Annotated in this window: 13 protein-coding genes, 1 tRNA gene and 1 pseudogene; 11 read left to right on the forward strand and 4 right to left on the reverse strand. The window is 70.2% G+C overall.

Features of this window, described 5'->3' with window-relative positions; translation table 11 throughout:
• The first annotated feature begins 14 nt into the window (after positions 1–14).
• The 7 genes from ACGFYV_RS08475 (at position 15) to ACGFYV_RS08505 (ending at position 3,780) form a co-directional block, all read left to right on the forward strand.
• On the forward strand, positions 15–209 hold the full coding sequence (locus ACGFYV_RS08475) for a hypothetical protein (RefSeq protein WP_393877590.1): 195 nt from the start codon (positions 15–17) through the stop codon (positions 207–209).
• 1 nt (position 210) lies between these two features.
• Positions 211–402 (forward strand): mobile element transfer protein, encoded by a 192-nt coding sequence (locus ACGFYV_RS08480; RefSeq protein ID WP_089102147.1) that lies wholly within the window; start codon positions 211–213, stop codon positions 400–402.
• Between the two features lie 13 nt (positions 403–415).
• Positions 416–571, forward strand: coding sequence for a hypothetical protein (locus ACGFYV_RS08485; protein ID WP_263209767.1), 156 nt, complete (start codon positions 416–418; stop codon positions 569–571).
• A gap of 24 nt (positions 572–595) precedes the next feature.
• Complete coding sequence (locus ACGFYV_RS08490; protein ID WP_393877591.1) at positions 596–925, forward strand: SpdD-like protein; 330 nt, start codon at positions 596–598, stop codon at positions 923–925.
• A 91-nt stretch (positions 926–1,016) separates the two neighbouring features.
• Positions 1,017–2,441, forward strand: a complete 1,425-nt coding sequence (gene repSA / locus ACGFYV_RS08495) for a replication initiator protein RepSA (protein ID WP_393877592.1) — start codon at positions 1,017–1,019, stop codon at positions 2,439–2,441.
• Positions 2,438–2,626: a helix-turn-helix domain-containing protein gene (locus ACGFYV_RS08500; protein ID WP_263209762.1), complete on the forward strand. Its 189-nt coding sequence runs from the start codon at positions 2,438–2,440 to the stop codon at positions 2,624–2,626. The genes repSA and ACGFYV_RS08500 overlap by 4 nt, the downstream gene beginning before the upstream one ends.
• Positions 2,626–3,780: a tyrosine-type recombinase/integrase gene (locus tag ACGFYV_RS08505; protein ID WP_393877593.1), complete on the forward strand. Its 1,155-nt coding sequence runs from the start codon at positions 2,626–2,628 to the stop codon at positions 3,778–3,780. The genes ACGFYV_RS08500 and ACGFYV_RS08505 overlap by 1 nt, the downstream gene beginning before the upstream one ends.
• Before the next feature lie 71 nt (positions 3,781–3,851).
• Here the strand turns inward: ACGFYV_RS08505 and ACGFYV_RS08510 are convergent.
• Positions 3,852–3,924 (reverse strand) — tRNA-Arg (locus tag ACGFYV_RS08510).
• Positions 3,925–4,003: 79 nt separating this feature from the next.
• Positions 4,004–5,296, reverse strand: a complete 1,293-nt coding sequence (locus ACGFYV_RS08515) for a M6 family metalloprotease domain-containing protein (protein WP_393877594.1) — start codon at positions 5,294–5,296, stop codon at positions 4,004–4,006.
• Positions 5,297–5,914: 618 nt separating this feature from the next.
• Here ACGFYV_RS08515 and ACGFYV_RS08520 point away from each other — a divergent pair.
• Complete coding sequence (locus ACGFYV_RS08520; protein WP_393877595.1) at positions 5,915–6,556, forward strand: TetR/AcrR family transcriptional regulator; 642 nt, start codon at positions 5,915–5,917, stop codon at positions 6,554–6,556.
• Between the two features lie 412 nt (positions 6,557–6,968).
• A complete protein-coding gene (locus ACGFYV_RS08525; protein ID WP_393877596.1) occupies positions 6,969–8,513 on the forward strand; it encodes an MFS transporter in 1,545 nt (514 codons plus the stop codon).
• Between the two features lie 50 nt (positions 8,514–8,563).
• Here the strand turns inward: ACGFYV_RS08525 and ACGFYV_RS08530 are convergent, their stop codons facing one another.
• Positions 8,564–9,073 carry a MarR family winged helix-turn-helix transcriptional regulator gene (locus tag ACGFYV_RS08530; protein WP_393877778.1) on the reverse strand — a complete coding sequence of 170 codons (510 nt, stop codon included), beginning with the start codon at positions 9,071–9,073 and terminating at the stop codon, positions 8,564–8,566.
• Between the two features lie 226 nt (positions 9,074–9,299).
• On the opposite strand from ACGFYV_RS08530, the gene ACGFYV_RS08535 reads away from it, so the two are divergent.
• Positions 9,300–10,109 (forward strand): dioxygenase, encoded by an 810-nt coding sequence (locus ACGFYV_RS08535; RefSeq protein WP_393877597.1) that lies wholly within the window; start codon positions 9,300–9,302, stop codon positions 10,107–10,109.
• 34 nt (positions 10,110–10,143) lie between these two features.
• On the opposite strand, the pseudogene ACGFYV_RS08540 reads toward ACGFYV_RS08535, so the two are convergent.
• Positions 10,144–10,503 (reverse strand): annotated as a pseudogene (locus ACGFYV_RS08540) (GNAT family N-acetyltransferase); the annotation flags it as partial.
• Positions 10,504–10,694: 191 nt separating this feature from the next.
• Between ACGFYV_RS08540 and ACGFYV_RS08545 the strand changes: the two are divergent.
• Positions 10,695–11,696: an RNA polymerase sigma factor RpoD/SigA gene (locus ACGFYV_RS08545; protein WP_393877598.1), complete on the forward strand. Its 1,002-nt coding sequence runs from the start codon at positions 10,695–10,697 to the stop codon at positions 11,694–11,696.
• Positions 11,697–11,793: the final 97 nt, after the last annotated feature.

Genomic DNA, 11,793 nt, shown 5'->3' on the forward strand with positions numbered 1-11,793 from the left:
AAGGAGGACAGCAGATGACCCGCGACCCCGCCGCCCTGACCGCTGCCGACTACCTCGACAGCGCCCGCGAGATGGCCGCAGCCGATCGGCCCTACCTCGCCTACCTGCTAGCCGAGGAGGCCGCCAAGCGCACTTCCGACCCCGCCATCGCCGCCGGTATCCGCGCCACCTTTCCCGACCCGACGACCACCCGAGAGGGGAGCGACTGACATGCCCGCCCGCGACAACTTCCACTCCCTGATGCGGATCGGCCCCGTGCAGATCGGCACCCACCGCGACCGCAACGGCCGCACCACGCACGCCGCCGTCTGCACCGCCGACCGCTGCGGCTGGTCCGCCGACTACTCCAGCCAGACCGCCGCCCAGCTCGCCGCCCGTACGCATCGCTGCCGCGTCGCCTAGGAGGCCACCGTCCATGCAAGTTCCGCTCTGGTTCGCCTTGTTGGCCGTCGGCTACCTCGGCGTCAAGCTCATCCGCCCGCCCTGGTGGCTGATCTGCGTGCTCCTCCTCGGCGGATACCTCCTCGCCGACAGCGTCTTCGCCCCGCTCATCAACACCGCCGTCAAGTAACCCGCCGCGAAAGGAGAACCGTCCATGCTCCGGCCCAAGCTCCCGACCATGCTCCAGCCCACCGGCCTGACCACCCAGGCCGCCGTCATCCACCCGACCACCATCACCCCCGGCACGCAGGCCACCCCGGTCCCGCAGGCACCCGTCGCAGTTCCCGCGCCGCCGTCCCGCCCGGTCGTCCAACTCACCCCCGGCACCGCCCTTGCCCTGGTCGGCGGCGGTACGGCCGTCGTCCTGGTCGTCGGCGCCGTGCTTGTCTCCCTGCTCCTGGCGGTCGCCATCACCGGCGCTTCTGTCGCCGTCTGCGCGGTCGTCCTGCGCTCCCTGCTCGCCTCCGACGCCAAGCGCCGCTGACCGGCCCCCGGGCGGCCTCGATACCGCCAAGCATCCGCCGCCCGGGAGCCGTCCCCGCCGATCGATCTCGCAACCGGAAGGAACCACCAGCATGGCCCACCGGGCCGCACCCGCAACACAGAAGACGCACCCGCCCACCCCGCCGCCACTCGACCCGACCACCCTCCGGGACGTCCTCCGGGTCGCCTCGGCCGCCGACTACACCCGCTGGGAAGACCAGATCCGCCGCACCGGCGGCTGCTCCGACCCGATCCACCTCACCGGCTGGACCCTCCACAAGGACAAGACCACCGGCGAGACCCTGCACCACTACTCCACCGCCACCGAACCAGGCGGACGCCTCCGCCTCGCCTGCGGAAACCGTCGCGCCTCCCGCTGCCCCTCCTGCGCCTGGACCTACGCGGGCGACACCTACCACCTGATCCGCGCGGGCCTCGCCGGAGACGACCGCCGTGACATCCCCGCCGCCGTCCGCGACCACCCGCGCGTCTTCACCACCCTCACCGCTCCCTCCTTCGGCCCGGTCCACAACCGCCCCGACAACGGCGGCACCTGCCGCTGCGGCACGCCACACACCCTTGACGCCTCCGAGCTGGGTACCGCTCTCGACCCGGGCACCTACGACTACGCGGGCGCCGTCCTCTTCAACAACCACGCCGGTCAGCTCTGGCAGCGCTTCACCACCCGCCTCCGTCGCGAACTCGCCGCCCGCGCCGGCCTGCCCCGTCGCGAACTCGCCGACCACCTCCGCGTCTCGTACGGCAAGGTCGCCGAATTCCAGAAGCGCGGCGCCCTCCACTTCCACGCCGTCATCCGCCTCGACGGCCCCGACGGACCCGGCACACCGCCGCCCGCCTGGGCCACGGTCGACCTCCTCACCGACGCGGCCCGCGCCGCCGCCGCGCACTCGTACACGTCTGTCTCCGTCCCGGCCGCCGCCGACCAACCCGCCCGGACCTTCCGATGGGGTCGGCAACTCGACGTCCGTCCGGTCAAGGCCTTCGGCGACGGCTCCGATATCACCGAACAGGCCGTCGCCTCCTACGTGGCCAAGTACGCCACCAAAGCCGCCGAGAACACCGGCACCCTTGACCGCCGTATCGGCGAACTCGCCGAACTCGACCGCCACCACGTCCCCGACCACACCCGCCGACTCATCACCGCCTGCCGCGACCTGGACGCCCTCTATCCGGACCGACGTCTCTGGGCCTGGGCGCACATGCTCGGCTTCCGCGGCCACTTCTCGTCCAAGTCGCGCACCTACTCCACCACCCTCGGCGCCCTCCGCCAGGAACGCGCCGACTACCGCGCTGCCCAAGAGGCCTCCGCCCTCGGCCTCGACGACCGCGAGCCGGACACCGTCCTCGTCCTGACCGACTGGCAATTCGCCGGCCACGGCCACACCCCGGGCGAAGCCGCCCTCGCCGCCACCATCGCCCGCGACCTCCAGACCAACCGCGAGACCGCCCGCGACGTCCTGCGCGACAAGCTCACCGAGGAGGGAGCCGCAGCATGACCACCGCCACCGCCGAACTCCTGACCGTGCCGGAGGTCATGGCCCGGCTCAAGCTCGGGCGCTCAAAGGTCTATGACCTCATCCGGTCGCACCGCCTCGTCTCGATCAAGATCGACGGCGCCCGTCGCATCCCCGCTGACGCCGTCCGGGACTTCGTCCTCGGTCAGTTGGAGGAGGCTGCCTGATGGCCACTCAGCGCAAGCGCAACCCGAACGGCGCCGGCACCATCACCAAGCGCAAGGACGGCCGCTTCCAGTGCGCGGTCTACGTGCTCCAGCCGGACGGCACCCGCGCCCGCAAGTTCGCCTACGGCAAGACATGGGCCGAGTGCGACGCCAAGCGCCGTGAGCTGCTCGACAAGGTCGACCAGGGCGTGCCAGTGCCCACCAAGTCCGCCAAGCTCTCCGAGTGGCTGCCGTACTGGCTGGACAACGTCATCAAGCCTCGGCGGAAGCTCAGCACCTTCGACAAGTACGAGGCACACATGCGGCTCTACCTGGTGCCGCTCCTCGGTGCCAAGCGCCTCGAATCCCTCGGCGTCGCCGACGTCCGCCGCTTCCTCGTCCGCCTGGAGAAGGAGACCACCGCCGCAACCGCCAAGGAATCGCACCGAGTTCTGCGATCCGCGCTGTCCTCCGCCTGCCGCGAGGAACTCATCACACGCAATGTCGCCAAGCTCGTCGAGCCGCCCCGCACGGACACACCCGAACTGCACCCCTGGACCCTGGACGAGACGCTCGACTTCCTCGCCGCCTCCCGCAAGGACCCGCTCTACGCTGCATTCGTCCTCGCCATCGCCATGGGTCTGCGCCGGGGAGAGATCGTCGGTCTCCGCTGGTCTGACCTCGACCTTGATAACCGCGTCCTCTACGTTCGCCACCAGGTCCAGCGCCGCCGTGGCGTCCTGTACGACGATGACCCCAAGAGTCGCCGTCGCCGTGCCGTCCCACTGCCCGCCCTCTGCATCGCGCCTCTGCGCTGGCAGCGCATGCGGCAGGCGGCTGCCCGCGCCAAGGCGGGGGAGAAGTGGCAGGAGTCGGACTACGTCTTCGCCACCCGGAACGGTCGGCCCGTCGAGCCGCGCAACCTGTATCGCTCCTTCACCCGCGTCGCCGAGTCCGCCGGCCTCCGTGTCATCCGCCTGCACGACGCCCGCCACGGGACAGCCACGCTCCTCACGGCGGCCGGAGTCGCGCCCCGAGTCGTGATGGAGATCCTGGGCCACTCTCAGATCAGCATCACCATGGACGTGTACACCCACGTCGTCCAGGACACCCAGCGCGAGGCCATGAGCCACATGGACCGGCTGCTCAGGAAGCGGCGCCCTGATCGTGGGTGATCGCCCGCGTTGATGTCAGAAGTGGATGTCAAAGGCCACCTAGGAACGTTCCTAGGTGGCCTTTTCCCTTGTGCCCCCGGCAGGATTCGAACCTGCGACACCCGCTTTAGGAGAGCGGTGCTCTATCCCCTGAGCTACGAAGGCGTGGTACTCGGTGGACAGGGTACCGGATCAGGGTGGGGCCGCGTGAAGGGGCGATGGTGGGCTTGGGGGGAGGCAGGCCTCAGTTGCGGGTGATGCGGACCTTGTAGTTGCCGTGCAGGTCGGCGCTGGTCACCTGGACGGTGATGCCGTGGCGGGGGTCCTTGAAGGTTTCGCCGGGGGCGAAGGGGGCGTCGGAGAGTTCGGCCTGGACGTTGGGGCTGCGGGTGCAGCCCCCGCTGTTGCGGTGGGAGTCGAAGACGCTGATGGGGCCGCGGCCGGTGTCCACGTCGGCGTCGACCTTGTAGATGAGGATGCCCGGCTTGCAGATGGCCTCGTCGTTGCCGCCCTGGGCGCGCAGTTCCAGCGCGTAGGAGGTGCGGGCGTCGACGGGGACGAGGACCAGCTTGCCGCCGCCCTCCTTGTACAGGGGGGTCAACGTGAACTCGACGCTGCCCCGGGTCGCCGCGCAGCCGACCTGGCGTGCGTCCAGCCAGCCCAGCTTCCACTTGTGCCAACCCAGCAGGTCGTTGTTGGCCCCCCAGTCCTCGCTCATGATGTCCCAGTGCCCGACCGTGCTCCCGCCGTCCTGGGTGTAGAGGTCGGGCAGGCCGAAGGTGTGGCCGTTCTCGTGGGGCAGGACGCGGTAGCCGGTGCTCCCGTACGTGCCCGAGCCGTCGTCCTGGCGGGAGTAGACGAAGGACGCGTTGGAGACGGGGACGCCGTCGGCGACCGGGGCCTCGCCGTTCCCGGCGAAGGTCACGGACAGCACGGTGTCCAGGGCGGACGGGCCGGCGTTCGGGGTGACCAGCACGTTCAGCAGGTCGTACGAGCGGAAGTCCACCTCGGGGTCGGCGGTGGCCACGATGTCCTGGACCAGTTCCCGGTAGCCGGGGTCGAAGGGGGCGCCGCGCTCTATACCGTAGTCCTTGAACGCTTTCGGCATCCGCAGCCAGTGGGTGACCGGTGTCTCCGGGCGGTAGTCCAGGCGTCCGTACGACGCTCTGCGGAACCACTCCTGGGTCTGCGGGAAGAACTCGTGGAAACGGTCGAGGGCGCTGCCCTCCCCGGGTGTGTCGGGGAAGTCGACCATCAGGGTCAGGGCGTGGACGGTGCCCGTGGAGCGCGAGTAGCCGGCCGGGGTGGGGAAGCCTTCCGTCATCTGCACGTTCTGTGCGGCGCGGATCATGCAGGGCGAGAGGGCGGAGGAGCGGGCCAGGCCTATGGGCCCGGCAGTGGTGGGCGCCGCCAGTTGTCCGGTCCCGGCCGAGGTGCTGACCGCGAAGGTCAGCGCGGTCACCGCGGTGAGAGCGGCCACGCGGCGCGGACGTATGCGGCGCCGGCGTATGCGGCGGCGGGGCAACTGCGGCTGCATGCACGGACCTCCGCTCGACGGCAGCCGCCGAACCCCGGCTGCACCCTTGCGCTCACCCTGTGTCGGGGGGCGGGAGAGGCGCGCGCTGGAGGAGACCGATCGTGGGATTCCGGCAGGTACGGGTGTGAATTGTGGTGAGGAGGGGGTTGGGTGGGGGTGGGGAGGGTGCGTTGGCTTGGGTGGTGCCGGCGGTGGGGAGGGGGCGCCTTGGGTGGTGCCGGTGGTGGGGAGGGGGGCGCCTTGGGTGGTGCCGGTGGTGGGGAGGGGGGCGCCTTGGGTGGTGCCGGTGGTGGGGAGGGGCGGTGCCTTGGGGGTGCCGGCGGTCTGCAGGCCGTGCGCGCGTGGTGTGAGTCAGGTCACCGGAAGTTCTTCGGTGCGGGGGAAATAACCGGGGACCCTTTCCCCGTTTGGACCTATGTCCGTGCGAAACGGGGAGAGGTTCCCCGGATCCCGGATCCCGGATCCCGGATCCCGGATCCCGGATCCCGGATCGCGGATCGCGGATCCCGAGTCTTGGAGATCGGGGTCCGTGGATCCCGGCTCCCCGGTTCCACGGATCGCCTCGACCGACCAGCCGACAGCCGGCCAGCTGTCCAGACCGTCCGATTGGAGTACGCCGTGCAGACCGCACCCTCCACCGGCAAGGCGACCCGGCCCCGTGCCGACGCGCTGCGCAACCGGGAGCGGATCGTCACCGCCGCCCAGGAGATGTTCGTCGAGCACGGACCGCAGGTGCCGCTCGACGAGATCGCCCGCCGGGCCGGCGTCGGCAATGCCACGGTGTACCGCAACTTCCCGGACCGTGACGCCCTCGTCCGCGAGGTCGTCTGCACCGTGATGGACCGGACCGCGGAGGCGGCCGAGAGGGCTCTCGCCGAGACCGGAGACGCCTTCGCGGCCCTGGCGCACTTCGTGCACACCTCCGCCGACGAGCGGATCAGCGCGCTGTGCCCGATGGTCGCCTCCACCTTCGACAAGAACCACCCCGACCTGGAAGCCGCCGGCCACCGGCTCGAGCGGCTCGTCGAGGAGATCATGGACCGCGCGAAGGTGGCGGGGCAGCTACGGCCCGACGTCGGCGTGGGTGACCTGATGGTCGCCGTGGCGCAGCTCAGCCGGCCCCCGGCCGGTACGGACTGTCTCAGCGTCGACCGCTTCGTCCACCGTCATCTCCAGCTGTTCCTGGACGGCTTGCGGGCTCCGGCCCCCTCCGTCCTGCCGGGTACGCCCGCGACCATGGAGGATCTGCGCCACGCCTGACCGAACACCGTCCGAACGAACGTCGTCCGAGCGCTGACCGGACACCGTCCGACCGAACATCGTCCGAGTGCTGACCGGGAGCCCGTCCGATCGGCGATCGGACACCGTCGACCTGACCATCCGACCGTCCGATCGACCGTCCGACCGATCGACCGTCCGACCGATCGACTGACCACCGTCTGACATCGACTGACCATCGACTGACCGACCACCGACTGACCGACCACCTGCCCGACCGATGAGTCCGGGGCCGAACCCCGGTCCACACTCCCGGCCGGCAGACACCGCCGAGTCCACCAAGCTCTCCGAGTTCACCGAGCCCCCAGGCGCCCCCCCGCGGCGCGCCCGCGCTCGGACCCGCACGCCCTTTTCCCGTTTTTTCTCCTTACGAAGTCCCGAAGTGGGTACCCCCATGTCTCAATCGACCGCCAAGGCTCCCGGCGCCCTCGCCCCGAGCGGTGGTGACGCCAATCGCTGGAAGGCGCTCGTCTTCATCGCGCTCGCCCAGCTGATGGTCGTGCTCGACGCGACCATCGTGAACATCGCGCTGCCCTCGGCGCAGCAGGACCTCGGCATATCCGACGGCAACCGGCAGTGGGTCGTCACCGCCTACTCCCTCGCCTTCGGTGGTCTGCTGCTGTTCGGTGGCCGCATCGCCGACCTGTGGGGCCGCAAGCGCGCCTTCGTGCTGGGCCTGGTCGGGTTCGCCGCCGCCTCCGCGCTCGGCGGTGCGGCCACGTCCGGCCCGATGATGTTCGGCGCTCGCGCCCTTCAGGGTGTCTTCGGCGCGCTGCTCGCCCCGGCCGCCCTGTCCCTGCTCGCCGTGATGTTCACGGATGTCAGGGAGCGCGCCAAGGCGTTCGGCATCTACGGCGCGATCGCCGGTGGCGGCAGCGCCGTCGGCTTCATCCTCGGCGGTGCGCTGACCCAGTACCTGGACTGGCGCTGGACGTTCTTCGTCAACATCCCGTTCGCCGCGGTGGCCGCGCTGGGCGCGTACTTCGTCGTCCGTGAGCCCGAGGGCAGCCGTAACCGCAACCCGCTCGACATCCCGGGCGTACTGCTGTCCACCCTCGGCCTGGTCTCGCTCGTCTACGGCTTCACGCGCGCCGAGTCCGACGGCTGGGGCGCTCCCCTGACCATCTCCCTGTTCGTCGCGTCGGCGGTCCTGCTGGTCGCCTTCGTCGTCACCGAGTCCAGGGTCAGGACCCCGCTGCTGCCCCTGCGCGTGGTGACCGACCGCAACCGCGGCGGCATCTACCTCTCCCTCGGCATCGCGATCATCGCCATGTTCGGCACGTTCCTCTTCCTGACCTACTACCTCCAGGTCGTGAAGGGCTACTCGCCGATCAAGAGCGGCTTCGCGTTCCTGCCGATGGTCGCCGGCATGATGGTCGGCTCGACCCAGATCGGCACGCGCCTGATGACCCGGGTTCCGGCCCGGTTCCTGATGGGTCCCGGCTTCCTGGTGGCCGCGGTCGGCATGTTCCTGATGACGCGGCTGGAGATCGGATCGTCGTACGCCTCGACGATCCTGCCCGCGATGGTGCTGCTCGGTCTCGGCATGGGTACGGCGTTCATGCCCGCCATGTCCCTGGCCACCCTGGGTGTCGAGCCGCGCGACGCCGGTATCGCCTCCGCGATGGTCAACACCTCGCAGCAGGTGGGCGGCGCGATCGGTACGGCCCTGCTGAACACGATCGCCGCCTCCGCGACGACCGCGTACATCAAGGACCATGTCGCCGGTGCCGCGACGACGTCGCAGCGGCAGCTGGTCCAGCTGCAGGGCATGGTGCACGGCTACACCAACGCGATCTGGTTCGCCGTCGGCATGCTGGTGCTCGCCGCGCTGATCGTCCTGGCCCTGGTCAACGCCGGCCGTCCGGACGGCGGCGGCCCCGTGGCCTCCGGCGAGGGTGCCGAGGCGGAGCTGGCGGTGCCGGTGGTCGCCCACTGACCGCCCGCAGCGAAACCCCGGGCACCCCGTAGGGAACCGGCTGCCGGCGCTTAGCGGAGCCAGGGAAGGTCCGCACCCGCTTCGTCCGGCTGAAGGCCCTCGGCGACGATCTCCATGATCTCGCCGAGGGCCTTCTGCTGTTCCGGGGTCAGCCGTTCGAACAGCGCCTGCCGTACGGCGGTCACATGGCCCGGCGCGGTCCGGCGCAGCACCTCGGTGCCCTTGTCGGTCAGCACCGCGAACTGGCCGCGCTTGTCGGAGGCGCAGTCCTCGCGGCGGACCCAGCCGTTCTGCTCCAGCCGCGCGATGGCGTGCGAGAGCCGGGAGCGGGTGATCTTCGCCTTCATCGCCAGCTCGGTCATCCGCAGCCGGCGGCGCGGCGCGTCGGCGAGGGTGACGAGAAGGCCGTAGTAGATGTGCGGCATGCCCGCGTCGCGCTGGAGCTGCCGGTCGAGATGGTCCTCCAGCAGGGTGGTGGCCTGCAGGTACGAGCGCCAGACGCGCTGCTCGTCGTCGGTGAGCCAGCGGTGGTGGGTGGCGGAGTCCGATGCCGGGTTCATGGATCCCACGGGGTTCATGCAGCCACTGTACGAGCTATCTCCTTGAAAGTTAAACAAGTGAGGCGTATGCTGCGGCAGAGAGCTTGAGAGTTAAAGCATCGAGCGCCATTGGGCGTCATCGAGTGTTCTTGAGCGTCATCGAGTGTCAGAGCATCGCGTGTCGGTCCTCTCGGGGCCGAGAAGGCCGAGCGCGAGCCGAGAAGAACGAGCACAGGGAGCCGCCGCCATGTCCGCCGCCACGCAGCAGCCGTCCGCCGCCGGGCGCGAGCGCATGCCCGTCCTCTACCTCAGCCACGGCGCCCCGCCGCTCGCCGACGACCCGGTCTGGCCCGGCCAGCTCGCCGCCTGGTCCGCCGGTCTGGCCCGGCCCAAGGCGATCCTCATCGTCTCCGCCCACTGGGAAGAGGCCCCCCTCGCCCTCGCCGCCACCGACACCGTCCCGCTCGTCTACGACTTCTGGGGCTTCCCCGAGCACTACTACCGCGTCCAGTACGCGGCCCCCGGGGCGCCCGAGCTGGCCGAGTCGGTCCGCAAGCTGCTGCGCGCCCCCGGCATCCCGGTCCAGGACATCCCCGACCGCGGCCTCGACCACGGGGCGTACGTCCCCCTCGTCGAGATGTTCCCGGCCGCCGACATCCCGGTCCTGCAGATCTCCATGCCCACGCTCGACCCGGTCCGCCTCATGGACATCGGCCGCAAGCTCGCCCCCCTGCGCGACGAGGGCGTGCTGATCGTCGGCTCCGGCTTCTTCACCCACAACCTGGCCGCCCTGCGCCATGCGGGCGGCGTGCCGAGCTGGTCCGCGGAGTTCGACGACTGGGGCAGGCGGGCGCTGGAGGCCCACGACTGGGACGGCCTGCTCGACTTTCTGCACAAGTCCCCGGCCGGCCGCTACGCCCACCCGCGCACCGAACACTTCGCCCCGCTCTTCGTCGCCATGGGCGCGGCCGAGGCGGGCGGTGAACTGGACGCGCAGAAGTCGGTCATCGACGGCTTCTGGATGGGGCTCGCGAAGCGCTCGGTGCAGTTCGGCTGAGTTTGGTGGAGTTCGGTGGAGTTCGGCTTAGTTCGGCGGAGGGGGCGACGTGCACGGTCGTCCCCGCGGAGGCCGCGTATGCGGCCTTCGGCCGGTAAGGACCGCTGGGGCCGTAAGGACCGTAAGGCCCGGCAAGGACCGGTAAGGGCTGGTAAGGACTGGATGTGGCGTAGCCCAGAATCTCCTGAGAGTCCGCGTCCGTGGCAACCATCAGCCGGTGAGGGCCGTCTTCCGGGTGGGAGGGCAGCCAGGGGTGGTGCTCTTCCGGAGTGAAGGCCTCCACGTCGAAGGTGGCGGGAGTCTCGCGTACGGAGGGGTTGTAGAGGATCGTGAGGGCGTCGGGATCAGCCTCGAATCCCGCTCTGACCTGCACCTCTGTACGCCGGGACGGCATCGCGCCCCCTGGGTGGCCGAGCAGCATACTGCATGATCAGAAAAATTGGGGGGCGGGTTGGGAATTCTGTCCGGATTCCAGTCGTTGTTTCCCACGGATGCAGGGCACTCCGGGAGAGTTCCATAGACAGCCCAGGAGTGCCTAGCGTTCGACAGGACCACCCGCCAGCCCACCATCGCAAGGGAGCACGCATGGCAACCCGTGCCGTCGCCCGTCGCAAGTCCGCCACCTCCGGCGAGACGGCCGACTCGGCAAGCAGTGTTCGCGCCCATGGCGGCGAGATCGCGGACCGCGACCTGGTCGGCATGTACCTCGATGAGATCGCGCGTACGCCGCTTCTCGACGCCGCCAAGGAGGTCGAGCTGTCCCAGACCATCGAGGCGGGTGTGTTCGCGCGGCAGGTCCTCGACGGCGAGGAGGAGTCCGCGTCGGACGCCACCCGCGAGGAGCTGGAGGCCCTGGTCGCCGCCGGCGAGCGGGCCAAGGACGTGTTCATCCGGTCCAACCTCCGGCTGGTCGTGGCCGTGGCCCGGCGCTACCCGCGCAGTGGTCTGCCCCTGCTCGACCTGGTCCAGGAGGGCAACGCCGGCCTGGTGCGCGCCGTCGAGAAGTTCGACTACCGCAAGGGCTTCAAGTTCTCCACGTACGCCACCTGGTGGATCCGGCAGGCCATCACCCGCTCCATCGCCGACCAGTCCCGCACGATCCGGCTCCCCGTCCACCTGGTGGAGGAGCTGGGCCGCATCCGCCGCGTGCAGCGCGAGTTCAACCGCGAGAACGGCCGCGACCCGGAGCCCGGCGAGATCGCCACGGAGCTGAGCTCGACGCCGGAGCGCGTGACCGACGTCCTCGACTGGGCCCGCGACCCGGTCTCGCTGAACATGCCGGTGGACGACCAGGGCGAGACCCAGTTCGGCGACCTGCTGGAGGACACCTCGGCGGTCTCTCCCGAGCAGTCGGTGATGACGCTGCTGCGCAGCGAGGAGCTGGACGACCTGATCGGCCGTCTGGACCAGCGCACGGCCTCCATCATCAAGATGCGCTACGGCATCGACGACGGCCGGGAGCGCACCCTGACGGAGGTCGGCAAGGAGCACGGCCTGACCCGCGAGCGCATCCGCCAGATAGAGAAGCACGCGCTGCTCGAACTGAAGAAGCTGGCCCGCGACACCGGCTTCGACGCGGCCGCGTGACCCCGGGGGAGGCGATCCCGCGGGGACGTGATTCCGAGAGACGTGGACCCGGAGGGCGTGATTCGGGACGACGTGATCCCGGCGGACGTGATCCCGA

This window comes from Streptomyces sp. NPDC048297 (genome assembly GCF_043201585.1).
Classification (GTDB): Bacteria; Actinomycetota; Actinomycetes; order Streptomycetales; family Streptomycetaceae; genus Streptomyces.